At 61.6% G+C, this 22,419-nt stretch carries 25 protein-coding genes and 1 other RNA gene; 16 read left to right on the plus strand and 10 right to left on the minus strand.

Going from position 1 to position 22,419, the window contains the following annotated elements; genetic code table 11:
- Positions 1 to 6: 6 nt before the first annotated feature.
- From hisF to V6943_RS05530, 3 genes are all read left to right on the plus strand, one after another.
- Positions 7 to 777 carry an imidazole glycerol phosphate synthase subunit HisF gene (gene hisF / locus V6943_RS05520; RefSeq protein ID WP_340552833.1) on the plus strand — a complete coding sequence of 257 codons (771 nt, stop codon included), beginning with the start codon at positions 7 to 9 and terminating at the stop codon, positions 775 to 777.
- 81 nt (positions 778 to 858) lie between these two features.
- Positions 859 to 1,602 (plus strand): substrate-binding periplasmic protein, encoded by a 744-nt coding sequence (locus V6943_RS05525; protein ID WP_197445305.1) that lies wholly within the window; start codon positions 859 to 861, stop codon positions 1,600 to 1,602.
- Positions 1,603 to 1,906: 304 nt separating this feature from the next.
- Positions 1,907 to 2,653 (plus strand): substrate-binding periplasmic protein, encoded by a 747-nt coding sequence (locus tag V6943_RS05530; protein WP_340552834.1) that lies wholly within the window; start codon positions 1,907 to 1,909, stop codon positions 2,651 to 2,653.
- Here V6943_RS05530 and V6943_RS05535 read toward each other — a convergent pair.
- The 4 genes from V6943_RS05535 to gpmI form a co-directional block, all read right to left on the minus strand.
- Positions 2,644 to 3,468 (minus strand): divergent polysaccharide deacetylase family protein, encoded by an 825-nt coding sequence (locus tag V6943_RS05535; RefSeq protein WP_340552835.1) that lies wholly within the window; start codon positions 3,466 to 3,468, stop codon positions 2,644 to 2,646. The genes V6943_RS05530 and V6943_RS05535 overlap by 10 nt on opposite strands.
- Position 3,469: 1 nt before the next feature.
- Positions 3,470 to 4,804 carry a S41 family peptidase gene (locus tag V6943_RS05540; protein WP_131651310.1) on the minus strand — a complete coding sequence of 445 codons (1,335 nt, stop codon included), beginning with the start codon at positions 4,802 to 4,804 and terminating at the stop codon, positions 3,470 to 3,472.
- 33 nt (positions 4,805 to 4,837) lie between these two features.
- Positions 4,838 to 6,097: a murein hydrolase activator EnvC family protein gene (locus V6943_RS05545; protein WP_340552836.1), complete on the minus strand. Its 1,260-nt coding sequence runs from the start codon at positions 6,095 to 6,097 to the stop codon at positions 4,838 to 4,840.
- Positions 6,098 to 6,206: 109 nt separating this feature from the next.
- Positions 6,207 to 7,745, minus strand: a complete 1,539-nt coding sequence (gene gpmI, locus V6943_RS05550; RefSeq protein WP_340552837.1) for a 2,3-bisphosphoglycerate-independent phosphoglycerate mutase — start codon at positions 7,743 to 7,745, stop codon at positions 6,207 to 6,209.
- A 326-nt stretch (positions 7,746 to 8,071) separates the two neighbouring features.
- Between gpmI and V6943_RS05555 the strand changes: the two genes are divergently transcribed.
- From V6943_RS05555 to secB, 3 genes are all read left to right on the plus strand, one after another.
- A complete protein-coding gene (locus tag V6943_RS05555) occupies positions 8,072 to 8,485 on the plus strand; it encodes a rhodanese-like domain-containing protein (protein ID WP_181103102.1) in 414 nt (137 codons plus the stop codon).
- Between the two features lie 2 nt (positions 8,486 to 8,487).
- The gene (gene grxC / locus V6943_RS05560; RefSeq protein WP_131651314.1) at positions 8,488 to 8,742 is read left to right on the plus strand and encodes a glutaredoxin 3; all 255 of its coding nucleotides are present in this window, start codon (positions 8,488 to 8,490) and stop codon (positions 8,740 to 8,742) included.
- A gap of 86 nt (positions 8,743 to 8,828) precedes the next feature.
- Entirely contained in the window at positions 8,829 to 9,323 is a 495-nt protein-coding gene (secB, locus tag V6943_RS05565) for a protein-export chaperone SecB (RefSeq protein ID WP_181103100.1), read from the plus strand.
- A 76-nt stretch (positions 9,324 to 9,399) separates the two neighbouring features.
- On the opposite strand, the gene V6943_RS05570 is transcribed toward secB, so the two are convergent.
- Positions 9,400 to 10,377, minus strand: coding sequence for an NADPH:quinone oxidoreductase family protein (locus tag V6943_RS05570; protein WP_181103098.1), 978 nt, complete (start codon positions 10,375 to 10,377; stop codon positions 9,400 to 9,402).
- Between the two features lie 210 nt (positions 10,378 to 10,587).
- On the opposite strand from V6943_RS05570, the gene V6943_RS05575 reads away from it, so the two are divergent.
- Positions 10,588 to 10,962, plus strand: a complete 375-nt coding sequence (locus V6943_RS05575; RefSeq protein ID WP_256681259.1) for a flagellar basal body-associated protein FliL — start codon at positions 10,588 to 10,590, stop codon at positions 10,960 to 10,962.
- Positions 10,963 to 10,984: 22 nt separating this feature from the next.
- Here the strand turns inward: V6943_RS05575 and V6943_RS05580 are convergent, their stop codons facing one another.
- The gene (locus V6943_RS05580; RefSeq protein ID WP_131651318.1) at positions 10,985 to 11,434 is read right to left on the minus strand and encodes an EVE domain-containing protein; all 450 of its coding nucleotides are present in this window, start codon (positions 11,432 to 11,434) and stop codon (positions 10,985 to 10,987) included.
- A 194-nt stretch (positions 11,435 to 11,628) separates the two neighbouring features.
- Here V6943_RS05580 and V6943_RS05585 point away from each other — a divergent pair, with 194 nt between their 5' ends.
- Positions 11,629 to 11,778 (plus strand): hypothetical protein, encoded by a 150-nt coding sequence (locus tag V6943_RS05585; protein WP_165914258.1) that lies wholly within the window; start codon positions 11,629 to 11,631, stop codon positions 11,776 to 11,778.
- Positions 11,779 to 11,830: 52 nt separating this feature from the next.
- Here the strand turns inward: V6943_RS05585 and V6943_RS05590 are convergent, their stop codons facing one another.
- From V6943_RS05590 to V6943_RS05605, 4 genes are all read right to left on the minus strand, one after another.
- A complete protein-coding gene (locus V6943_RS05590; protein ID WP_340552838.1) occupies positions 11,831 to 12,433 on the minus strand; it encodes a 5-formyltetrahydrofolate cyclo-ligase in 603 nt (200 codons plus the stop codon).
- A 6-nt stretch (positions 12,434 to 12,439) separates the two neighbouring features.
- Positions 12,440 to 12,618, minus strand: a non-coding RNA gene (gene ssrS / locus V6943_RS05595) — 6S RNA.
- Between the two features lie 30 nt (positions 12,619 to 12,648).
- Positions 12,649 to 12,966 carry a cell division protein ZapA gene (locus tag V6943_RS05600; RefSeq protein WP_131651320.1) on the minus strand — a complete coding sequence of 106 codons (318 nt, stop codon included), beginning with the start codon at positions 12,964 to 12,966 and terminating at the stop codon, positions 12,649 to 12,651.
- Positions 12,963 to 13,172, minus strand: a complete 210-nt coding sequence (locus tag V6943_RS05605) for a TIGR02449 family protein (RefSeq protein WP_131651321.1) — start codon at positions 13,170 to 13,172, stop codon at positions 12,963 to 12,965. Before V6943_RS05605 ends, V6943_RS05600 begins: the two co-directional genes overlap by 4 nt.
- 124 nt (positions 13,173 to 13,296) lie before the next feature.
- Between V6943_RS05605 and V6943_RS05610 the strand changes: the two genes are divergently transcribed.
- The 8 genes from V6943_RS05610 (at position 13,297) to gcvH (ending at position 22,364) form a co-directional block, all read left to right on the plus strand.
- Positions 13,297 to 13,851, plus strand: a complete 555-nt coding sequence (locus V6943_RS05610) for a YecA/YgfB family protein (protein WP_340552839.1) — start codon at positions 13,297 to 13,299, stop codon at positions 13,849 to 13,851.
- Between the two features lie 13 nt (positions 13,852 to 13,864).
- Complete coding sequence (gene pepP, locus V6943_RS05615) at positions 13,865 to 15,196, plus strand: Xaa-Pro aminopeptidase (protein WP_181103090.1); 1,332 nt, start codon at positions 13,865 to 13,867, stop codon at positions 15,194 to 15,196.
- A 2-nt stretch (positions 15,197 to 15,198) separates the two neighbouring features.
- A complete protein-coding gene (gene ubiH, locus V6943_RS05620) occupies positions 15,199 to 16,377 on the plus strand; it encodes a 2-octaprenyl-6-methoxyphenyl hydroxylase (RefSeq protein ID WP_340552840.1) in 1,179 nt (392 codons plus the stop codon).
- 129 nt (positions 16,378 to 16,506) lie between these two features.
- A complete protein-coding gene (locus tag V6943_RS05625) occupies positions 16,507 to 17,724 on the plus strand; it encodes a 2-octaprenyl-3-methyl-6-methoxy-1,4-benzoquinol hydroxylase (RefSeq protein ID WP_340552841.1) in 1,218 nt (405 codons plus the stop codon).
- 108 nt (positions 17,725 to 17,832) lie between these two features.
- A complete protein-coding gene (locus V6943_RS05630; protein ID WP_131651326.1) occupies positions 17,833 to 18,834 on the plus strand; it encodes an extracellular solute-binding protein in 1,002 nt (333 codons plus the stop codon).
- A gap of 221 nt (positions 18,835 to 19,055) precedes the next feature.
- Positions 19,056 to 20,672 carry an ABC transporter permease gene (locus V6943_RS05635; RefSeq protein ID WP_340552842.1) on the plus strand — a complete coding sequence of 539 codons (1,617 nt, stop codon included), beginning with the start codon at positions 19,056 to 19,058 and terminating at the stop codon, positions 20,670 to 20,672.
- Between the two features lie 138 nt (positions 20,673 to 20,810).
- On the plus strand, positions 20,811 to 21,893 hold the full coding sequence (gcvT, locus tag V6943_RS05640; RefSeq protein WP_340552843.1) for a glycine cleavage system aminomethyltransferase GcvT: 1,083 nt from the start codon (positions 20,811 to 20,813) through the stop codon (positions 21,891 to 21,893).
- A gap of 81 nt (positions 21,894 to 21,974) precedes the next feature.
- Complete coding sequence (gene gcvH / locus V6943_RS05645; RefSeq protein ID WP_256047607.1) at positions 21,975 to 22,364, plus strand: glycine cleavage system protein GcvH; 390 nt, start codon at positions 21,975 to 21,977, stop codon at positions 22,362 to 22,364.
- The last annotated feature ends 55 nt before the right edge of the window (positions 22,365 to 22,419 follow it).

The raw sequence follows: 22,419 nt of genomic DNA on the forward strand, positions 1-22,419 counted from the left end.
TCCGCTATGGCTTTGGCAAAACGCATCATCCCCTGCCTCGACGTGGACAATGGTCGAGTGGTCAAGGGCGTCCAGTTCGAGAACATCCGCGATGCCGGCGATCCGGTGGAGATCGCCCGCCGCTATGACGAGCAGGGCGCTGACGAGATCACGTTCCTCGACATCACCGCCAGCGTCGATAACCGCGACACCACGCTGCACACCGTCGAACGCATGGCCAGCCAGGTGTTCATTCCGCTGACCGTTGGTGGTGGCGTGCGCACCGTGCAAGACATCCGCAACCTGCTCAACGCCGGGGCCGACAAGGTCTCGATCAACACCGCCGCCGTCTTCACGCCCGAATTCGTTGGCGAGGGCGCTGATCGCTTCGGCTCGCAGTGCATCGTGGTCGCCATCGATGCGAAGAAAGTGTCCAAGCCGGGCGAAACGCCGCGCTGGGAAATCTTCACCCATGGTGGACGCAAGCCCACGGGGCTGGACGCGGTGCTCTGGGCGCAGAAGATGGAGGCGCTGGGTGCCGGTGAAATCCTGCTGACCAGCATGGATCAGGATGGCGTCAAGAACGGCTACGACCTCGGTGTCACCCGCGCCATCAGCGAGGCGCTGAGTATCCCGGTGATCGCCTCCGGTGGTGTAGGCAATCTGCAGCATCTGGCCGACGGCATCATCGAGGGCAAGGCCGACGCGGTATTAGCGGCCAGCATTTTTCACTTCGGCGAATACACCGTGCCGGAAGCAAAAGCCTATATGGCCAGTTGCGGCATTGTGATGCGTTGAGTCTGCTACCGATTCGATCGAGCAAACAACACTTAAAGGAACGCAACGGGCCATCCGTGCGGGAATAAAGGAATTAATGCCATGTTCAAATCCACGCTTCTTGCTTTAGCGACCTGTTTGATCTTGGGCACCACCGCCCAGGCCGCACCGGAGCAGATCGATCTGCTCACCGAAAATTTCCCGCCTTACAACATGGCCGTCGACGGCAAGAATTTCGCCCGTGACGAGAACATCAGGGGCATCGCTGCCGACATCATCCGCGAGATGTTCCAGCGCGCCGGCATCGATTACACCCTGACCTTGCGCTTCCCTTGGGAGCGGATCTACAAGATGGCTCTGGAAACGCCTGGCTATGGGGTGTTCGTGACAGCTCGGTTGCCCGAGCGCGAGGAGCTGTTCAAATGGGTAGGTCCTATCGGGCCGGATGACTGGGTGCTGCTGGCGCGCGGCGACAGCACCATCGAGGTCGACAGCCTCGAGCAGGCCCGGCAGTACCGGATCGGCGCTTACAAGGGCGATGCCATTGCCGAGCATCTCGTTGCACAGGGGCTGCAGCCGACCTTGGCGCTACGCGACCAGATCAACGTCGAGAAGCTGCAAAGCGGCGCGATCGACCTGTGGGCGACGGGCGATCCAGCGGGGCGCTTCCTGGCGAAGCAGCAGGGCGTGTCCGGTCTCAAGCGGGTGCTGCGCTTCGACAGCGCTGAGCTTTTCCTGGCGCTAAACCGGCAGGTTTCCGATGAGACGGTCGAGAAGCTACAGGCCGCTCTGGATCAAATGCGCGCCGACGGCACGATCAATACCATCACTGGCCGGTATTTCTGATCGGCGCCTCGCTAGCTGCGTGCATGCATCGCAGACCGGTGGGGCGCTCCAGAGGTGAGCGCCACGCCGTTTCCCCGCGACTGAACATCTCCTTCACTCCTTATTAAGCAAACCTCGTGCAGGTTGGCACCGCGGATGCGAATGATGGCCAAATGATATCTCAACTTGTGCGGTTCGTCCCAGTTCGGTGACAGTCTCCGTGCGTCCGGTTCTTTCGTTGCTACACATAAAAGGTGGCACGCATGACATCTGTTAGTAGGTGTCGGTGCGCCGCCTGGTATTAGCAGACGTAGGGGGAGGATCGATGAAACGAATTCTAGTGGCCGGCCTGCTGTTGCTCGTGGCCGCCTCGGCCAAAGCAGCGCTGCCGGACGACTACAGGGTGGTGATGCTGACGGAGAATTTCCCGCCGTTCAATATGGCGGCCGACGGCAAGAACTACGCAGCGGATCGCAACGTCAGCGGCATCAACGCCGACATCGTGCGCGAAATGTTCAAGCGTGCCGATATCGATTACAGCCTGACGTTGCGCTTCCCCTGGGAGCGCATCTATAACCAAGTACTGGAAAAGCCGGACCAAGGGTTGTTCTCCACCACCTATACGCCGGAGCGCGAGCCGTTATTCAAGTGGGTCGGACCGCTCGCCAGCACCGGCTGGGTGCTTCTCGCTCCGCCCGGCAGTCCGTTACGCCTGAGTTCGCTCGACCAGGCCCGGCAGTATCGGATTGGCGCCTATCAGGATGACGCGGTCAGCCAGCATCTTGAGAGCAATGGGTTCGAGCCGATCAACTCGCTGCGTGACCAGGCAAACATCGGAAAACTGCTCAAAGGACATATCGATCTGTGGGCGACCACCGATCCGGTCGGCCCTTATCTGGCCAAACAGGAAGGGGTAAACGGGCTGGTGACTGCGTTGCGGTTCAACGATGCGCAGCTGTTTCTCGCGCTGAACAAGCAGACGCCGGACGATGTCGTGGCGCGGCTGCAAAAGGCCTTGGACGAGATGCGGGGCGACGGTTCCATTGACGCCATCATGCGTCGTTATCTCTGATCCTGGACTGAGCGATAGATGCCGCCTGAGCCATGGGCAACCATCGCGCGGTTGCCACGGGTAGCGATCATCTGTCCGATGTCCACCCAATCGATCCCCTGAGCCTGCAGACGTGGCAATTCCCGCTCCAGAAGCGCCAGCGTGCTGGGGTGGGGGTGGCCGATGATCACCACTGAACCCTGCTTGCGCGCAAGCTTCAGGGCTGTGCGGAACTGCGCCGCAACGGCGTGAGGGCTGGGGTCGTCGTCGAGAAAAATATCCCGCGACAGGCTGGCCAATCCGATCCGTTGAGCGGCGGCGGCTGCAACCGTTCCGGCATGGGTGCGGCTGTCGAGAAAAAACAGATGGCGCTGCTGCAGCTCGTGCATCAAGGCCGCCATCGGCTGCGCTCGAGCGGTCATCAGGCTGCCCATGTGGTTGTTTACACCGCTGGCATGGGGAACCTTTGCCAGTGCGCTGTCCAGTCGGTTTGTCAGCTCCGTCGGCCCCAGCTGCGGCTGCCAGGCGTAAGGCCCATCGGCCGGAGCCATGGGCAGATGCAGTATGACCGTCTTGCCTGCCGCGTTGGCCCGTTCGGCCAGCGGCGTGGCGTGGCGGCTGTCCGGCAGGATCGCCATGGCCACCGGGCCGGGCAGTGCCAGAACACGACCGTCACGAGCATCGTTCTGACCGAGGTCATCCATTACCAGCGCTAACTTCGGCATTCGCGAAAGGGTAGTCAGGCGCTCCGAGTCGCCTGTTGCCTCCGCGCCCGGAGCGCCGATTACCAGCAGCGGTGTTAAGAGTCCTAGCAGCAGGACGGCAAGTCGGGACATCCTACTGGCCGCGGGTGAGGTTCAACCCCTTGAGCAGATTCAGTGCCTGGCCGAGCTGGAAGTCTTCGTCCTGCGGGCGTGGTGAGTCGCTGACGACCTGGGTGCTGGTGGGGCGTTCCGGGCCGCCGTTACCGTTGCCCAGATGTCCGGCCAGATCCGCCTCGCGTACGCCTTCGACCGCTTGCTCACGGGTAAACTTGGCGCGGGCCACCTGGATATCTGGCTCGATGCCCTGGGCCTGGATGGAGCGGCCGTTGGGGGTGTAATAAAGCGCCGTGGTGAGCTTCAGCGCGCGGTCGTTGTTCAGCGGTAGGACGGTCTGCACCGATCCTTTGCCAAAGCTGTCGGTACCCATTACGACGCCACGCTTCTGGTCCTGCAGGGCGCCGGCGACGATCTCCGAGGCCGAGGCGCTGCCGCCGTTGATCAGCACCACCAGCGAAACGCCTTCACTGGCATCGGCCGGATCGGCACTGAAACGCAGCTCGGAATTGGCGATGCGGCCTTTGGTGTAGACGATCAGGCCATCGGTGAGGAAGTGATCGGATACTTCCACCGCGGCCTGCAGCACGCCGCCCGGGTTGTTGCGCAGATCGAGCACCAAGCCGTTGAGCTTCTTGCCGTTTTCCTTGCGCAGGCGCGCCAGAGCCTTGCCAACTTCCTCGCCGGTATTGATCTGGAACTGGGTGACGCGCAGATAACCGTAGCCGGGCTCGAGCATCTGGCTCTTCACACTGGTGACCTTGATCACCGCGCGGGTGAGTTTGACCGTGAAGGGTTGGCCGCCCTCGCGTACCAGCGACAGCGAAATATCGCTGCCCGGCTTGCCGCGCATCATGCCAACGGCGTCCATCATCGACATGCCCTTGGTTGGCTTGTTATCGATCTTGACGATCAGATCGCCCGCCTCGATACCGGCCTTGGATGCCGGGGTGTCATCGATTGGCGATACCACCTTGATGAAACCGTCCTCCATCCCGACCTCGATCCCGAGACCACCGAACTCGCCGCTGGTGCTTTCCTGCAGCTCGGCAAAAGCTTCGGGTTCCAGATAGGCCGAATGCGGATCGAGGTTGCTGAGCATGCCTTTGATGGCGTTTTCCAACAGGGTCTTGTCGTCGACAGGCTCGACATAGGCGGCCTTGATCCGGTCCAGCACCTCGGCGAAGGTTCGCAACTCGTCCAGTGGCAGCGGCGCCTTGCTGGTCGAGCTTCCCAGTGAAATGGGTTCCGCCAGCTCCGCGGGCGGTTGCTGGGCCCAGGCGCTTCCGTAAGTCGCCAGCAGGAGGGCCAGGGACAGGGCGGATGGTTGGGCGAAACGGCGCAGGTGCAGCATGTCTGACTCCAGTGTGAGGGCGCGCTAGCCGGCTTATCCTTGCGCGCGGCACCATTGTGCCGGATCGCTTGGGCGACCCTGTTGACGAATGGCGAAATACAGTGCGGCAGATTCCTGCCCGCCACTGGTTCCTACGGTGGCGATCGGATCGCCGGCCTTGACGATTTCTCCGGCGTCGCGCAGCAGGCTCTGATTGTGACCGTACAGGGTCAGATAGCCGTTGCCGTGATCCAGAATCACCAGTAGGCCCGCGCCGCGCAGCCAATCGGCAAATACCACTCGGCCGCCATGCACGGCGCGCACTTGGCTACCCAGGCCTGCACCGATCAGCACGCCGTCCCACTTGGTTCGAGCGTCGCCGCCGCGTGGAGTGCCGTAGCGAGCGACCAATCTTCCATCCACCGGCCAGGGCAGCTTGCCCTTGGCGCTGGCGAAGGGTCCGCCAAAATTGCCGCCGGCACTTGAAACGGTGGGGCCGGTTGCTGCCGGAGCGGCGCTCCCGGCCTGCTGGCGTCGTGATTGTTCCTCGCGAGCCAGCGCAAGGGCGCGCTGACGCGCCTGTTCGGCTTCACGCGCCTGGCGCGCCAGGGTTTCCTCGATGGTCTTGAGTACGCGTTCGAGCTGCGCCTGCTCCTGTTTACGGGCCTTGAGCTTTTTATCACGGCTGGAATAGTCGCGGTCGAGTTTGGCCAGCGCCAGCTGACGCTCTTTGCTCACTTCGGCGAGTTGGGCGCGTCGTTCCTTTAGCCCGTCCTGCTGCTCGGCGAGGGTCGCCTGCTGCGCCTCGATGCCGGCTTCGACGTTGGCCAGCTGGCTGAGTGTTTCGTTGAAATTGGCGACCTGCTCGAAACGAGCTTTGCTGAGGTAGTCGTAATACGTCAGGGTGCGGCTGAATTTTTCCGGGTTCTGTTGGTTGAGCAGCAGCTTCAGGTATTCCTGACGACCGCTCTGATATGCAGCGCGCGCCTGAATGCCAATCAGGCGCTGCTGCTCGATGCGAGCGCCTTCGAGCGTGGCCTTCTCTTCGTTGAGCCGTTCCAGCTCCGCTTCGCTGCGGTCGATTTCCTGTTGCAGCGAGTCGACCTCCTTTTCCAGCTGGCCCATCTCGCTTTCGGTGGTTTGCAGCTGCTTCTGGACAGTGGATTTCTCCTGCTCGATCTGCTTGAGCAGCTTTTGCAGTTCGGCTACGTCCTCGCGGGCCGCTTCGATCTGTTTGCGAGCGTCGGCGCGCTCGTCCGCCATGGCCGAGCCGAGCAGGCAAAAAAACGCGAATGCGAGAAGAATACGAGGCATGAGAGGGTGTAACCGAGCGATCGACGACCGCCGTAGTATGCCTAAAAAAGCAGCCGGAAGCTTGAAGCCTAAGCTGGAAGCAAGAGCTTGGCTTCCAGCTTCCAGCCCTTCAGTCTTTCAGTTCGACGATCGAGCGCCCGGTCATCTCCGCTGGCACTGGCAGGCCGAGCAGCGTCAGCATGGTCGGGGCCACATCGGCGAGCACGCCGCCTTCGCGGATCGTCAGGTTGCGCTTGCCGTAATAAATGAACGGTACCGGTTCGCAGGTGTGGGCGGTGTGAGCCTGGCCGGTCATGGCGTCTTCCATCTGCTCGACGTTGCCGTGATCGGCCGTGATCAGCGCCTCGCCGCCCACCTTGTCCAGTGCTTCGACGATGCGTCCGATGCACTTGTCCAAACATTCGACAGCCTTCACCGCGGCATCGAACACGCCGGTATGGCCGACCATGTCGCCGTTGGCGTAGTTGACGATGATCACGTCGTGGCGCTGGTTCTCGATGGCATCAACGATGCGATCGGTCACCTCAGGTGCGCTCATTTCCGGTTGCAGGTCATAGGTGGCGACCTGTGGCGATGGAATGAGAATACGTTCTTCGCCGGAAAAGGGCTCTTCGCGGCCGCCGGAGAAGAAGAAGGTGACGTGCGCGTATTTCTCGGTCTCGGCGATGCGCAGCTGGGTCTTGCCGTTGTTCGCCAGGTATTCACCCAGCACATTGGTCAGCGCTTCCGGCGCGAAGGCAGCCGGTGCGGGAATGCTTGCGGCGTACTGGGTGAGCATGACGAAACCGGCCAGCTGCGGGGCTCGGGCACGCTGGAACTCGTCGAAGCCGGGCTCGACGAAGCAGCGGGTCAGTTCGCGGGCACGGTCGGCACGGAAGTTCATGAACACCACGGCATCGCCGTCTTCCACGCGTACCGGCTCGCCGATGCCGGTGGCTTTGACGAACTCGTCGCTTTCGCCGCGCTCGTAGGCGGCGATCAGGCCGTCCACCGCGTAATTGGAGCGATAAGCGGCGGCGCCCTCGACGATCAGGTTGTAGGCCTGCTCGACGCGATCCCAGCGGTTGTCCCGATCCATCGCGAAATAGCGGCCAATCAGGCTGGCGATGCGGCCTTTGCCCAGGCGGGTGAAGGTGCCCTGTAACAGTTCGATCGAGTGCTGTGCGCTTTTTGGCGGGGTGTCGCGACCGTCGAGGAACGCGTGCAGGTAGATATTCTCGGCGCCGCGCTTGGCCGCCAGCTCGGCCATGGCGACCAGATGATCCTGATGGCTATGGACGCCGCCGTCGGAGAGCAGGCCGAGGATATGCACCGCCTTGTTGGCGGCCACGGCCTTGTCGACCGCTGCGCAGATGTTCGGGTTTTCGAAGAAATCGCCATCGCGGATGGATTTGGTGACGCGGGTGAAATCCTGATACACCACGCGGCCCGCGCCCAGATTCATGTGGCCTACCTCGGAGTTGCCCATCTGGCCGTCCGGCAGACCGACGTCCATGCCGCTGCCAGAGATCAATCCGTGCGGCTGCGTCGCGCGCAAGCGGTCATAGACGGGCTTGTTAGCAGCGTGGATAGCGTTGAATTCCGGGCTGTCGCTATGTCCGAAGCCGTCGAGAATCATCAATACGAGAGGTTTGGGCGCGGCGGGCATCTACTTGGCTCCTTGTACGAGGGCGCAAAAATGGTGGCCAGTCTACTGATTGGCCGGTTTATGGTCACGATTGGCAGGCCGTTAAAGGATCACTGCGCTCGGCTACGCAGCGTCGAGTGAGCTCCGAACGCTCATGGCGACACTGCGCGTTTGACTCTCTACTCGCTAAAGCCAGCCCTTCGGGCCAGCCGGGAGCTGTCATTCAACGGTCGTTTCGCCCGGTCTAGCCACCGATTGCGACATTTTTCAGCGGCTTGCAGCAGGGTTCAGCCTGGGAGAGGGGCTGTGTATACTGGCCCGCATTTTATCCTCCGGGTACCCTTTTGATGGTCGCTAACCTGATTGAATTTGTCTCTAACCACTATGTTCTAGTCAGCATCTTTCTGGTGCTGCTGGTTCTCTTAGCTGTCACCGAAGCGCGTAAAGGCGGCAAAAGTCTGAGCAATCGCGAGCTGACCGCTCTGGTCAACCGCGACGAAGGCGTGGTGTTGGACGTGCGCGCTAAGAAGGAGTTCGATGCCGGCCACATCGTCGATTCATTGAACATTCCCTACGAGAAGCTGGTCAGCCGAGTAGGCGAGCTGGAAAAGCACAAGGCCAAGACGATCGTCGTCGTCGATGCCATGGGTCAGCACGCCGGAACGGCCTGCCGTGAGCTGCAGAAGGCAGGCTTCAATGCCGCCAAGCTGTCCGGAGGGATTTCCAGCTGGCGCGGCGAGAATCTGCCAGTGGTCAAGTAACTATGCCTAAAGTCGTCATCTATACCACCGCCTGGTGCCCGTTCTGCATTCGAGCCAAGGGTCTGCTCGATCGCAAGGGCGTCAGTTACGAGGAAATTGCCGTCGACGGCAAACCCGCATTGCGCTCGGAAATGGCAAGCAAGGCCGGACGTACCTCTGTACCGCAGATATGGATAGGCGATGCGCATGTCGGCGGCTGCGATGAACTGCACGCGCTGGAGCGGGCAGGGCGGCTGGATGCGATGCTGCAGGCATGATCCGATTTCAGGCCTGTCGGACGGCCGACGAGCGTCGGTGCTGACAGGGCGATTACCACACGACATGCACAACAAGAAGGTTTCACATGACTGAACAAGCAAACAACGGCGCGGCTGCTGGTCAGGAAGAGCAGGGCGCGCAGTTTTCCCTGCAGCGGATCTATGTCCGTGACCTCTCCTTCGAGGCGCCCAAAAGCCCGGAGATCTTCCGTCAGGAGTGGAATCCGAGCGTTGCGCTGGATCTGAACACCAAGCAGAAGTCGCTCGAAAACGACTTCCATGAGGTTGTGCTGACGCTGTCAGTGACCGTCAAGACCGGTGAGGAGGTGGCCTTCATCGCCGAGGTTCAGCAGGCCGGCATCTTCCTGATCAAGGGCCTCGAAGCCCAGGCCATGAGCCACACCTTGGGCGCCTTCTGCCCGAACATCCTGTTCCCCTATGCCCGCGAAGCAATGGACAGCCTGGTGACGCGTGGCTCGTTCCCGGCGCTGATGTTGGCACCGGTGAACTTCGACGCGCTCTACGCTCAGGAAATGGCTCGCATGCAACAGGGCGGTGACGCTCCGGTTACTGCCCACTGATAGCTCCCTCGCTTCACTCTGCAGCAGCCCGGGTGGATGTACACGACATCCACCCTACGCTTGTTTCCAATTCGCGTTAACGCACCTTCACGACCAGTTTGCCAACAGCTCGGCGCTGGGCCAGGGTATTGATCGCGTCAGCGGTTTGCTCCAGCGCGAAAGTCTGCGAGACCAGAGGCTTGAGCTTGCCTTCGGCATGCCAGGCGAACAGTTGACGGAAGTTGGCCGCGTTGTCATGCGGCTGGCGCTGCGCGAAGCTGCCCCAGAACACGCCTATCAGCGAAGCACCCTTGAGCAGCGGTAGATTCGCTGGCAGCGAGGGGATATCTCCTGCGGCAAAACCGACCACCAGCATGCGGCCGTTCCAGGCAATGCTGCGGAAAGCCTCTTCGAACAGCTTGCCGCCTACCGGGTCGTAGATCACGTCCACGCCCTGGCCGCCGGTGAGTTCTTTCAGACGATCCTTGAGGCTGGTCTCGGTGTAATTGATCAGCTCGTCGGCGCCTGCCTTTTTTGCGATTTCGAGTTTCTCGGCAGTGGAAGCGGCGGCGATGACCTTCGCCCCCATCGCCTTGCCGATCTCCACAGCCGCCAATCCGACGCCGCCCGATGCGCCCAGCACCAGAAGCGTCTCTCCGGGTTGCAGGTTGGCGCGCTGAGTCAGTGCGTGCATCGAGGTGCCGTAGGTCATGCTGAAGGCTGCCGCCGTCTCGAAATTCATCTCTGGAGGAATCGGCAATACGTTGTTACCCGGCACGGCAACCTGCTCGGCAAAGCTGCCCCAGCCTGTCAGGCCCATGACGCGGTCACCGACCTTCAGATGGGTGACCTTCTCGCCGACGGCGGCGACGACACCCGCAGCCTCGCCACCCGGTGAAAACGGAAACGGCGGCTTGAACTGATATTTGCCTTCGATCATCAGCGTGTCCGGGAAGTTGACGCCGGCGGCATGCACGTCGAGCAGTACCTCGCCTTTTTTGATCTGCGGGCTGGCGGCTTCTTCGATGACGAGGTTTTCGGCCGGGCCGAACTCTTTGCACAGGACAGCTTTCATCAGGTTTCCTTTTGTCGTTTGGATGAGCGTGGCCGTTTAGATGTGGGATCAGTCTAGAAGTCTGCACGCGTGGTGCAATGAGCATGGTCCGCCCTGATGGCGATACATAAGGCCAGGCTTGGGTCTGTGCCGGGCACTGGTTATGCTGGCGGCGTATCCCTTGGAGTAACCCCCGTGACGCGCATTCTTTCTGTAGTTCTCGCTCTTTGCATGGCGCTGCCGGCGCTTGCGGAAACATCCGAAGCCGACGCCGATGCGGCGGCGGTGAAAACCATTTATTACGCGCTGGTGCCTGCGTTGGTGGGTAACTACGGCTCTGATGGCAGGCTGAAGTATTACAAGGCCGATATTGCGTTGCGCGTCAGCGGCGCTGAGGCGGAAGCCAAGGTCAAGCATCACGAGCCATTGATCCGCAACCAGTTGGTGACGCTGTTTTCGCAGCAGACCGATGCCAGCCTCTCGACGGTCGAGGCCAAGGAGGCCCTTCGGCAGGAAGCGCTCAAGCAGGTGCAGGCGGTCCTCACGCAGGAAGAAGGCAAGCCGCTGGTGGACGATCTGCTGTTCAACAACCTGATCGTTCAATAGCCGCCGCAACGGGCCGTCTGGCTCAGCGCATCGCCAGGATGGTTTGCCACTCGCTCTCGCTGACGGGCATCACCGAGAGCCGACTGCCCTTCTGCACCAGCGGCATTTGCGCGAGCGCCGGTACCGCCTTCAGCCGAGGCAGCGTAAGCGTGGCGGCGAAGCATTCGACGAAGCCGACATCGACTGCGTTCCAGGGGTTCTTCGCCTCGTTGGCCTTGGCGTCGAAGTAAGGGCTTTGCGCGTCGAGCGCGGTCGGGTCTGGGTAGGCCGCGCGCGTGATGCTGCCGATTCCAGCGATGCCTGGCGTTGCGCAACTCGAGTGATAGAAGAAGAAACAGTCACCTTCGGCCATCTGGCGCAGGAAGTTGCGGGCCTGGTAGTTGCGAACGCCATCCCAGCGCCCCGTCCCTAGTTGCTGCAGATCCTGAATTGAAAACTCATCGGGTTCGGACTTCATCAGCCAGTACGGCATGGTCTTTGCTCATGTCAATTTCGTTCGGAAGGGTTCTTGACGCCATTCCCCGACAACCGGTCGCAGGGCTGTTTGCGCTGCGCCGGGGCTTGGCGGAGAATGCCGCGCTTGAGATGGGCATTGTCGAGTCTGGAAAACGAAAACGATACTGACTCGACGGCAACTATTCGCCTGGCAGGGGGAGGCGAAATACTATGAAACGCAAACCAGATATTCTTTGGGTCCTGGTGCTGATTTTCGGTCTCGGCGTCGTAACTACGGGCTATACCCAGGGATTATGGGAACGACCGGATGACAGTTCTTCGATGGTGCCGATCAGCCACTCGCAACAACTCCAGCGCTGATTCGATGGGCCGCATGGATGCGGCCGTTGCCCCAGTTTCAATGCCTTCCGTTTCACTTCGCATACCAGCCCTGGTCCGTCACTGTCGCTTGCAGCGGCACATCCCAGCGAGCAAGAGGAAGTCGGTCGACTTTCTGGCAATCATGGGCGAGCCCCAATAGTGTCGGTTTGTGACCATTTTTGCGCCTGCTGCGATACGCCAGGCTGCGATCGTAAAAACCGCCCCCCATCCCCAGGCGACCGCCGTGCTCGTCGAATCCCACCAATGGCATCAGAACCAGATCGAGCGTCCAGATCGGTCGCTGCCGTGCGGGCCGAAAACCCGGCTCGGCAATGCCGAAACGGTTCGGCTTCAGATGCTCGTTCGGCTTGATGCGCTGGAAGGCCATGCGGGTGCGCGGCCAGGCGTTCAGTACGGGTAGATAAGTCGCTTTGCCGCGGCGCTGCGCTTCCAGCAAAAGCGCACGAGGATCGATTTCGCCGTCGTTGGGCAAATAAAGCGCGATGTGGCGGGCGCGACGAAACAGTGGGTGCTGGGCCAGCTGCCGATAGAGATTCTTCGCAGCCTGGCGTTGTTGGATGGGAGAAAGCTTACGGCGCGCTTGCCGCAGTTGGCGTCGCAGCGCCGGGCGTGAAAGGCCGGCGGCTACGATCATGAAATAAGGCTCCCCAGCATGCCGCTGCCCGCGTAGGCCCTTGAACCCGAGAGTTCAAGGTGGCGACTACAGAGTACCTTAAGGCTTTCCGTCAGGCGGACATGCACACCGGCACTACATGTAGCCTCCATGGTGTTGCTTATCGGGAGAGGGTCATCGCCGACTGGCGAACATGCCAGGGAGTTGCCGGGATTATAACTCAATCTGCCTGCCGTTCATCGGTTACCGGAAGGGTTTGGATCGGCGGCCAATGCGCTGTCGACCCGCTCCAGCAAAACACGCACATGCTCACGCGCACTATTGGCTTCCGCATCGAGGCGATCGTGTTTGTGTAGCAGCTCGTGTGTGATGTTGAGCGCAGCCATTACGGCGACGCGGTCGGCGCCTATGACTTTGCCGCTGCTACGGATTTCACGCATCTTGCGGTCCAGGTAGTGGGCGGCGCCTTCGAGATTGCTGCGTTCTTCGGGCGGGCAGGAAATGCAATATTCCTTGTCCATGATGTGCACGGTAACGGTGTTCGGCTGGGTCATGAGTCCTGCTCCAGGGCTTTCAGGCGCGAAATCATCGCTTCGACCTTCACCCGCGCCATTTCGTTCTTCTCGATCAGATGAGCGCGCTCTTCGCGCCATGTCTGCTCGCTGTGAAGCAGCAAGCGATTCTGCGCCTTGAGTTGCTCGATGTGCTGAATCAGCTGTTCCAACTTGGCGGTCAGCAATTTCAGGTCGGCGTCTTCCATGGGATTCCCGGGGTAAATGGCGCGAGCGTTGGGCAGTCCGGCTTCGATGGTCTTGGCTCGCGTGCCGATGCTAGGATACGAGGCCTTCATTCTAGACATTAGCGCCGCCGCGCGCCTAGCCGCCATGCCCATTCAGAACTCGCCGTACGCTGCTTTCGCCACCTTGCTGGCCAGTAGTGCTCAATCTGTCACACCTGCCGAACTGCACGGCTTTCTGCTTGGGCGCAGCTGCGCCGGGGCTGGTTTCGATTCCGAATCCTGGCTGGCCGATGCCGCCGAGTTGCTCGGCTCCGCTCCCGAAGAATCGGTGCGCCAAGCGCTCATTGGCCTGCAGGAGATGGTCAAGGGTGAGCTCGCCGGCGATGACATCGCTATCGTTTTGCTGTTGCCGTCGGACGATGCGCCGCTCGCCGAGCGCGCGCTTGCCCTGGGCCAGTGGTGCCAGAGTTTCCTGGCTGGCTTCGGCCTGGTCGCCGGTGATCGCGCGCTGAGCGGCGAGGCCATGGAAGTCCTGCAGGATCTGGCCGCTATCGCGCAGATCCAGGATTCGCTGGACGAGTCCGAAGATGGTGAGAGCGATTACATGGAGGTCATGGAATACCTGCGCGTCGCGCCGTTGCTGTTGTTCACCGAGTGCGCCAAGCCAGTGCCGCCGGCACCCAAGCCTTCCCTGCATTGAGGACCGTCCGCCCATGACCCGCATCCCGAAATCGGAATACGCCCGCCGGCGCAAGGTGCTGATGGCGGAGATGGAACCCAACAGCATCGCGATCCTGCCGGCCGCGCCGATGTACATCCGCAACCGCGATGTCGAGCACATCTACCGCCAGGACAGTGATTTTCAGTACCTTTCCGGCTTTCCCGAGCCGGAAGCGGTGATTGCGCTGATTCCCGGTCGCGAGCATGGCGAGTACGTGTTGTTCTGTCGCGAGCGCGACCCGGCTCGCGAGTTGTGGGACGGTTTGCGGGCCGGCCAGGATGGCGCCATCGCCGAATACGGCGCGGACGATGCCTTCCCCATCGGCGATATCGACGAGATTCTGCCGGGCCTGATTGAGGGTCGTTCGCGCGTCTATTACGCCATTGGCAGCAACCAGGAGTTCGATCACCGCTTGATGGAGTGGATCAACACCATCCGTTCCAAGGCTCGCCAGGGTGCACAGCCGCCGAACGAGTTCGTCGCCCTCGATCATCTGTTGCACGACTTGCGTCTGTACAAGTCGGCCAACGAAGTGAAAGTGATGAAGCACGCCGCTGAAATCTCCGCCCGTGCCCATATCCGCGCCATGCAGGCCAGCCGTGCCGGCCTCTACGAATACCACCTGGAAGCGGAGCTGGATTACGAGTTCCGCAAGGGTGGGGCGAAGATGCCAGCGTACGGCTCGATCGTCGCGGCCGGAAAGAACGCCTGCATCCTGCATTATCGCGAGAACGATGCCGCGCTCAAGGATGGCGATCTGGTGCTGATCGATGCCGGCTGCGAAATCGATTGTTACGCCAGCGATATCACCCGGACGTTTCCAGTCAATGGCCGCTTCTCGCCCGAACAGAAGGCCATTTATGAGCTGGTACTGGCCGCCAACGAAGAAGCCTTCAAGCACATCGCGCCCGGCAAGCACTGGAACGAGGCGCACGAGGCGACCGTTCAAGTCATCACCGCCGGGCTGGTCGAGTTGGGGCTGCTGGAAGGTGATGTCGACGAGTTGATTGCTGCCGAAGCCTACAAGCCGTTCTACATGCACCGCGCCGGTCACTGGCTGGGCATGGACGTACACGATGTCGGCGACTACAAGGTCGGTGGCGAGTGGCGCGTGCTCGAACCCGGCATGGCGATGACCGTCGAGCCTGGCATCTATATCGCCGCCGACAATCAGGACGTGGCGAAGAAATGGCGCGGTATCGGCGTACGCATCGAAGATGATGTGGTGGTGACTCGCACCGGTTGCGAAATCCTCACCGGCGGCGTGCCCAAGGCCGTCGCCGAGATCGAGCAATTGATGGCGGCTGCCGCCGAGGTCGTGTGAGCATGAGCGCGCTGGCGATCATTGGCGGTGGACTGGTCGGTGCCAGCCTGGCGCTGGCGCTGCAGAAAGGTGCGAAGGCGCGTGGCTGGACGATTGAGCTGATCGAGCCGTTCGAACCGGGCAGCGAATATCAGCCGAGCTACGATGCGCGCTCGACTGCGCTGTCCTATGGCACCCGGCTGATCTACCAGCGTCTGGGCGTCTGGGAGCAGATTGCCCAGCGGGCCGAGCCCATCACCCAAATCCAGGTTTCCGATCGCGGCCGCGCTGGCGCTGCCCGGCTCGATGCCAAAACGGAGCATGTACCGGCGCTGGGATACGTAGTGGAAAACGCTTGGATCGGCCATTGCCTGTGGCAGGTGCTGGACGACGAGGTCGTGGTTCGCCGCTGCCCGGCCGAGGTCGAGCGCATGCAAGCGGTGGTCGATGGTTTTCGCCTGACTCTGACCGACGGCAAGCAGCTCGATTGCAACTTGGCCGTGTTGGCCGATGGCGGCCGCTCGGCGTTGCGCGAACAGCTCGGTATCGATATTAAGCGCACGCCCTATGGCCAGACCGCGCTGATCGCCAACGTGACGCCGGGCAAACCCCACGGCGGAAATGCATTCGAGCGCTTTACCGACGAAGGTCCGATGGCGCTGTTACCGTTGCCGGACAATCGCTGCGCCCTAGTCTGGACGCGCCCGGAACAGGACGCGGCACGCCTGGTTGCGCTCTCCGAAGCGGAATTTCTTGGCGAATTGCAGCAGGCGTTCGGCTATCGTCTGGGCAGCTTTCAGCAGGTTGGAGCGCGGCATCTCTACCCACTGGAATTGATCGAGGCCGAGGAGCAGGTTCGCTCCAGTTTGGTCGTATTAGGTAACGCCGCTCACAGCTTGCACCCGATCGCCGGGCAGGGTTACAACCTCTCGCTGCGGGACACCGAAGCGTTGGCGGCCGCGTTGTTGGCTAGCCCGGCACGTCTGGGCGATTTGGCCGTGCTGCAGGCTTATCACCGGCAGCAGCGTTCGGATCAGTGGCTAACCGTGGGCTTTTCCGATCGGGTGACCCAGTTGTTCGGTGATTCGGGAAATTTATCCGTTGCCGGGCGCAATCTCGGTCTGCTGGGGCTGGATCTGCTGCCGCCGGCCAAGACGTGGTTCGCGCGGCAGGCAATGGGATTGGGCGTGCGCGAACGCTGAGACTTGGCGAAGCCGCCAACGTCGGCAGGACGGACCCTTGCGAACCAGACGCCAGCGATGTGCGCGAACCGGCAAGCAGACCCACTAGACATGCCGCAAGCCACAGGCTCGGCGCGCAGGAGAGCAGTAATGCAAGCGGACATCATCATCGTTGGCGCTGGGATGATCGGCAGCACCCTGGCGCTGGCACTGCAAGACGCCGGTCTCACTATCAAGCTGGTCGATGCCGGTCCGCTGGACGTTCAGCCGTTCATTCCAACCGATCCCTTCGAGCCGCGTGTCAGTGCGCTGTCCGCCGCGAGCCAGCGGATCCTCGAACGCGTCGGTGCCTGGCCCGGAATTGTCGAGCGCCGCGTCAGCCCCTACCGCGACATGCATGTCTGGGATGGCTCTGGTACTGGCCAGATCCACTTTTCCGCGGCGTCGGTGCATGCCGAGGTGCTCGGCCACATCGTCGAGAATCGCGTGGTCCAGGATGCGTTGCTGGATGCCTTGAAAGGCTGCGATTCGATCGAACTGATTTCCGCACGTCTGGAGCAGCTGCGCCAGACCGAAAGCGGCTGGACCCTGACCCTCGATGATGGGCAGCAACTCAGCGCCGGCCTCGTGGTTGCGGCCGATGGCGCCAATTCAGCGGTTCGCCGTCTGGCTGGGTGCGAGACCCGTGAATGGGATTACCTGCATCACGCCATCGTGACCAGCGTGCGCTGTGTCGAGCCGAATCAGCAGACCGCCTGGCAGCGTTTCACCGACGACGGCCCGCTGGCATTCCTGCCGCTGCAGCGTGAAGGCGACGAGCATTGGTGCTCGATCGTCTGGTCGGTCACCGAAGGCGAGGCGCAGCGCCTGATGGCGCTGGATGACGAAGGGTTCCGTCAGGCGCTCGGGCGGGCTTTCGAATATCGCCTGGGCGAAGTGCTGGAAGTCGATCCACGGTTGTGCATTCCGCTGCGTCAGCGGCACGCTAAGCGGTATGCACAGCCTGGTCTGGCACTGATCGGCGACGCCGCGCACACCATCCACCCGCTGGCGGGGCAGGGCGTCAATCTCGGTTTGCTTGACGCGGCGGTGCTGGCTGAAGTGCTGCTCTCAGCAATCGGGCGCGGCGCGCCGCTGGGCGATCCGCGTGTACTGGCCCGTTTCGAGCGGCGCCGGATGCCGCACAACCTGAGCATGATGGCGGCGATGGAGGGCTTCGAACGACTCTTCCAAGCCGACAATCTGCCGCTGCGCTGGTTACGCAACGCGGGGTTGAAAGGCATTGAGGCGCTTCCTGAAGCGAAGGCGATGTTCGTGCGTCAGGCCCTGGGTTTGAGCGGTGATCTGCCGGACCTGGCGCGGTTGTGATCGACGGATCGCCTTGATCCCAAGTGAATGACGCGAATTGTCGCGTTGAGAAAGTAAATGACATTCACTACTATTTGGCCTCTTTCACGGATACAAGAGGCATGACCCATGCAGGCAAGCAAAGGTTTACTCGCCGCTCTGACGCTCACCGCGCTGTCAGGCGCTGTGCAAGCTGCCGATGAAGTAGTGGTTTACTCCTCGCGGATTGACGAGCTGATCAAGCCTGTTTTCGATGCGTACACGGCGAAAACAGGCGTCAACGTCAAATTCATCACCGACAAGGAAGCTCCGCTGATGGCCCGTATCAAGGCCGAAGGCGAGAATACTCCGGCAGATCTGCTGCTGACGGTGGACGGCGGCAACCTGTGGCAGGCCGAAGAAATGGGCATCCTGCAACCGCTCGATTCGCAGGTTATTAAAGACAATATTCCCGCTCAGTACCGCTCCTCTACCGATGCCTGGACAGGCCTGTCGCTGCGCGCGCGGACCATCGTCTATTCGCCGGAGCGGGTCGAAGAGGGCGAGCTGACCACTTACGAAGCGCTGGCGGACGAGCGCTGGGAAGGCCGTCTGTGCCTACGCACCAGCAAGAAGGTCTATAACCAGTCGTTGACGGCTACCCTGATCGAAACCCACGGTGCCGAGAAGACCGAAGAGATCATCAAGGGTTGGGTGAACAATCTCGCAACTGACGTCTTTGCCGATGACAACGCTGTGATTCAAGCGGTCGACGCGGGGCAGTGCGATGTGGGTATCGTCAATAGCTACTATTACGGCCGGCTGCATGCGCAGGATCCGAATCTGAAAGCCAAGCTGTTCTGGCCGAATCAGGAGGGCCGTGGCGTTCACGTCAATCTCTCCGGCATCGGGCTGACCAAGCACGCGCCTAACCCGGAAGCCGCGCAAAAGCTGGTGGAGTGGATGACGACCCCCGAGGCGCAGAGCATCTTTGCCGGCACTAACATGGAATTCCCGGCCAACCCGAATGTAGAGCCGTCGGCGGAAGTGGCCGCGTGGGGCGATTTCAAGGCAGACACCATCCCGGTCGAAGTCGCTGGCAAGCGTCAGGCTGAAGCCATCATGCTGATGGATCGTGCGGGCTGGAGATAAGCAGCCATAAGCCACAGGCTGCAAGTAGAAGAGCCTCTGGCTTTCGGCACCAGCCGCTAGCCTGATTCGCTTGCAGCTTGCAGCTTGCAGCTTGCAGCTTGCAGCTTGCAGCTTGCAGCTTGCAGCTTGCAGCTTGCAGCTTGCAGCTTGCAGCTTGCAGTCCCGATATACTCGACGCCCCCGCTTGCCGAGGGCGTTGTTTTTCTGCTTCCGAGGTCTGCGTGTCCCACCCCGTCGAGCGCCGTTGGTATCCCATTTCCTTTGCAGTCGCGGCACTGGTGCTGTTGCCGCTGAGTGTGCTGCTGTTCAGTTGGGGCGATATCGACACCAGTATCTGGTCGCATCTCTGGGAGACCCAGATACCGCGGCTGTTGAGCAACACGCTGACGCTGGTGCTGGGCGTCGGAATCGGGGTGACGGTGCTCGGGGTCAGTCTGGCCTGGTTGACATCGTTGTGTGAGTTCCCGGGGCGGCGCTGGTTGGATTGGGCGTTGATGCTGCCTTTCGCGATTCCCGCCTACGTGCTGGCATTTGTCTTCATCGGCTTGCTGGATTTCTCCGGCCCGGTGCAGACGCTGGCCCGCGAATGGTTCGGCACCGGGGTGCGGTTTCCTCGGGTCCGTTCCACGGGCGGTGTGATCATCGTGCTGGTGCTGGTGTTCTACCCTTACGTCTATCTGCTCGCCCGTTCGGCATTCCTCGCCCAAGGCAAAGGATTGATGGAGGCGGCGCGGGTGCTCGGACAGTCGCCCTGGAAAGCGTTCTGGAGTGTCGCGTTGCCCATGGCGCGACCGGCGATCGGCGCCGGCTTGGCACTGGCGCTGATGGAGACGCTGGCCGATTTCGGCGCTGTCGCGGTGTTCAACTTCGACACTTTCACCACCGCCATCTACAAGACCTGGTATGGCTTTTTCAGCCTCACCAGCGCGACTCAGCTGGCCAGCCTTTTGTTGTTGGCGGTGATGCTGGTGCTCTATGGCGAACGCCGCGCGCGCGGCGCAGCCCGGCCTGCCAACGACCGGGCCCGGTCTGCCGTGCTGTATCGCCTTCGCGGTTTCAAGGCCTTTGCAGCCTGCGCCTGGTGTGGCCTGGTGTTCCTCTGCGCGTTCGTCATTCCGGTGCTGCAATTGCTGGTCTGGCTCTGGCAGCGCGGGCGTTTCGACTTCGATGAGCGTTATACCGCGCTGATTCTGCACACGCTCTACCTAGGCGCGTTGGCCGCGTTCCTCACTGTCGCGGTGGCGCTGCTCCTGGCTTTCGCCAGGCGCCAGGCGCCGGTGCGCTCGGTTAAAGCAGCGGTCGGCCTGTCGAATCTGGGTTATGCGCTGCCCGGATCGGTGCTGGCCGTCTCGATCATGCTCGCGTTCAGCTATCTCGACCGTGAGCTGGTCATCCCGCTATCCGGTTGGCTTGGCGGTGCTGGAAAACCGATTCTGCTCGGCAGTCTCGGCGCCTTGCTGCTGGCCTATCTGATCCGCTTCATGGCGGTGGCGTTCGGGCCGCTGGAAAGCGCACTGGCCCGGATTCGACCTTCGCTGCCGCAGGCATCGCGCAGCCTCGGCGTGGGTGGGGCGGGGCTGTTTGTCCGGGTTTACCTGCCGTTGTTACTACCCGGCACGCTGAGTGCCGCGTTGCTGGTGTTCGTCGACGTACTGAAAGAAATGCCGGCTACGCTGTTGATGCGGCCGTTCGGCTGGGACACGCTGTCGGTAAGGATCTTCGAGATGACCAGCGAGGGTGAATGGGCGCGTGCTGCGCTGCCGGCATTGACGCTGGTGTTGGTCGGGCTGCTGCCGGTGATCCTGTTGATTCGCCGTTCGGCCCGCCGGATCGGCTGAGTTCGTTCCATCGCCTCACCGTGACCTGTCTCAACCTTGAAGCTACAATGCGCCATCCAAAAATCGTCGGGCTTGTCTGTCCGGCTCTAATGAGCTTCACCCACGCCGCTTCGGCGACCTGCCCGGAAGGAGAAACCCATGGGTCAGCGTACTCCCCTCTACGATCAGCACCTCGCACTTGGCGCCAAAATGGTTGATTTCGGCGGCTGGGATATGCCGCTGCATTACGGCTCCCAAGTGGAAGAACATCATCAGGTGCGGCGTGATTGTGGAGTGTTCGACGTCTCCCACATGACGGTCGTCGATGTCGCTGGTACTGACGCCAAGGCCTATCTCCAGCATCTGCTGGCCAACGATGTGAACCGCCTGGGGCAGGTGGGCAAAGCGCTGTATACGGCGATGCTCAATGAGCGCGGCGGGGTGATCGACGATCTGATCGTCTACCTAACCGATTGGGGCTATCGCCTGGTCGTCAACGCCAGCACTCGCGACAAGGATCTGGGCTGGATGCAGGCGCAGGCCGAGGGCTACTCGGTCGAGGTAAGCGAACGCCCGGAGCTGGCGATGCTGGCCATTCAGGGGCCCAATGCGCGAGCCAAAACAGCCGAGCTGGTCAGCCAACCTCGCGCTGCGCTGATTAACGAACTCAAACCTTTCCACGGCCGGGCCGTTGGTGAATGGTTCATCGGTCGCACCGGCTATACCGGTGAGGACGGTCTGGAAATCATCCTGCCGGCCGAACAGGCTCCGGATTTCCTGAGTGAACTGGTCGGAGCTGGCATTTCCCCGATTGGCCTGGGCGCGCGTGACACGCTGCGTCTGGAGGCCGGACTGAACCTCTACGGCCAGGACATGACCGAAGACGTGTCGCCGCTACAGGCCAATATGGGTTGGACCGTAGCCTGGGAGCCAGCCGAGCGCGAATTCGTCGGACGCGCAGCGCTGGAGGCGCAGAAAACCCAAAGCGACCTGCAGAAGCTGGTGGGACTGGTGCTCGAGGAGCGCGGCGTCCTGCGTGCGCACCAGACCGTGCGGGTCAATGGCTCTGGCGAAGGCGAGATTACCAGCGGCAGTTTTTCGCCTACGCTTGGCAAAGCCATCGCGCTGGCGCGTGTCCCTGCCGCAGCTCGCGACCGCGCCGAGGTAGAAATCCGCGGTAAATGGTATCCCGTGCGCGTGGTGCAGCCGACTTTCGTGCGTCACGGCAAAGTACTGGTGTAAATTCGGCCGACTGCTTCATTGCAGCGGGCCGTTAGAGCCTGCTTCGTGCCCGCAAACCGACAGTTTCTCGAGGACATAAGAATGAGCGACATCCCCAGCGATCTGCGTTACGCCGCCAGCCACGAGTGGGCCCGCCATGAAGCCGACGGCAGTGTGACTGTCGGAATCTCCGATCACGCCCAGGAAGCGCTGGGCGACGTCGTGTTTGTGGAGCTGCCGGAAGTCGGCCAGCAGCTCGCAGCCGGCCAGCAGGCGGGCGTGGTGGAATCGGTGAAGGCCGCTTCCGATATCTACGCTCCGGTTTCCGGGGAAGTGGTGGCCGTCAACGACCAGCTCACCGACTCGCCTGAAATGGTCAACAGCGAACCCTACGGTAGCTGGTTCTTCAGGCTCAAGCCGAACGATGCCGCGGAGCTGGACAAGTTGCTCGATGCAGAAGGTTACAAGGCCTCCTGCGACGCTGACGCTTAAGCGTTCCCTATCACGAAGCCCCGCTATGTCGGGGCTTTCCTTTTTTCGAGAGTAG

Origin of the sequence: Pseudomonas sp. CBC3, assembly GCF_037967085.1 — a bacterium.
Classification (GTDB): domain Bacteria; phylum Pseudomonadota; class Gammaproteobacteria; order Pseudomonadales; family Pseudomonadaceae; genus Stutzerimonas.

Bases quoted from the DNA above. Each gene is read 5' to 3' on its own strand.
- V6943_RS05605 (WP_131651321.1), bottom strand. From the start codon at position 13,172: ATGGAAGACGCCGACCTGAAATTGCTGACCGCCAAGTTGGAACAGCTG.
- V6943_RS05580 (WP_131651318.1), bottom strand. From the start codon at position 11,434: ATGCCGTACTGGCTGATGAAGTCCGAACCCGATGAGTTTTCAATTCAG.
- gcvT (WP_340552843.1), top strand. From the start codon at position 20,811: ATGGGTCAGCGTACTCCCCTCTACGATCAGCACCTCGCACTTGGCGCC.
- V6943_RS05570 (WP_181103098.1), bottom strand. From the start codon at position 10,377: ATGAAAGCTGTCCTGTGCAAAGAGTTCGGCCCGGCCGAAAACCTCGTC.
- V6943_RS05575 (WP_256681259.1), top strand. From the start codon at position 10,588: ATGGCGCTGCCGGCGCTTGCGGAAACATCCGAAGCCGACGCCGATGCG.
- V6943_RS05625 (WP_340552841.1), top strand. From the start codon at position 16,507: ATGCAAGCGGACATCATCATCGTTGGCGCTGGGATGATCGGCAGCACC.
- ubiH (WP_340552840.1), top strand. From the start codon at position 15,199: ATGAGCGCGCTGGCGATCATTGGCGGTGGACTGGTCGGTGCCAGCCTG.
- V6943_RS05535 (WP_340552835.1), bottom strand. From the start codon at position 3,468: ATGTCCCGACTTGCCGTCCTGCTGCTAGGACTCTTAACACCGCTGCTG.
- V6943_RS05530 (WP_340552834.1), top strand. From the start codon at position 1,907: ATGAAACGAATTCTAGTGGCCGGCCTGCTGTTGCTCGTGGCCGCCTCG.
- V6943_RS05585 (WP_165914258.1), top strand. From the start codon at position 11,629: ATGAAACGCAAACCAGATATTCTTTGGGTCCTGGTGCTGATTTTCGGT.
- V6943_RS05525 (WP_197445305.1), top strand. From the start codon at position 859: ATGTTCAAATCCACGCTTCTTGCTTTAGCGACCTGTTTGATCTTGGGC.
- hisF (WP_340552833.1), top strand. From the start codon at position 7: ATGGCTTTGGCAAAACGCATCATCCCCTGCCTCGACGTGGACAATGGT.
- pepP (WP_181103090.1), top strand. From the start codon at position 13,865: ATGACCCGCATCCCGAAATCGGAATACGCCCGCCGGCGCAAGGTGCTG.
- V6943_RS05590 (WP_340552838.1), bottom strand. From the start codon at position 12,433: ATGATCGTAGCCGCCGGCCTTTCACGCCCGGCGCTGCGACGCCAACTG.
- V6943_RS05630 (WP_131651326.1), top strand. From the start codon at position 17,833: ATGCAGGCAAGCAAAGGTTTACTCGCCGCTCTGACGCTCACCGCGCTG.
- gpmI (WP_340552837.1), bottom strand. From the start codon at position 7,745: ATGCCCGCCGCGCCCAAACCTCTCGTATTGATGATTCTCGACGGCTTC.
- grxC (WP_131651314.1), top strand. From the start codon at position 8,488: ATGCCTAAAGTCGTCATCTATACCACCGCCTGGTGCCCGTTCTGCATT.
- V6943_RS05610 (WP_340552839.1), top strand. From the start codon at position 13,297: ATGCCCATTCAGAACTCGCCGTACGCTGCTTTCGCCACCTTGCTGGCC.
- gcvH (WP_256047607.1), top strand. From the start codon at position 21,975: ATGAGCGACATCCCCAGCGATCTGCGTTACGCCGCCAGCCACGAGTGG.
- V6943_RS05540 (WP_131651310.1), bottom strand. From the start codon at position 4,804: ATGCTGCACCTGCGCCGTTTCGCCCAACCATCCGCCCTGTCCCTGGCC.
- V6943_RS05545 (WP_340552836.1), bottom strand. From the start codon at position 6,097: ATGCCTCGTATTCTTCTCGCATTCGCGTTTTTTTGCCTGCTCGGCTCG.
- V6943_RS05600 (WP_131651320.1), bottom strand. From the start codon at position 12,966: ATGACCCAGCCGAACACCGTTACCGTGCACATCATGGACAAGGAATAT.
- V6943_RS05555 (WP_181103102.1), top strand. From the start codon at position 8,072: ATGGTCGCTAACCTGATTGAATTTGTCTCTAACCACTATGTTCTAGTC.
- secB (WP_181103100.1), top strand. From the start codon at position 8,829: ATGACTGAACAAGCAAACAACGGCGCGGCTGCTGGTCAGGAAGAGCAG.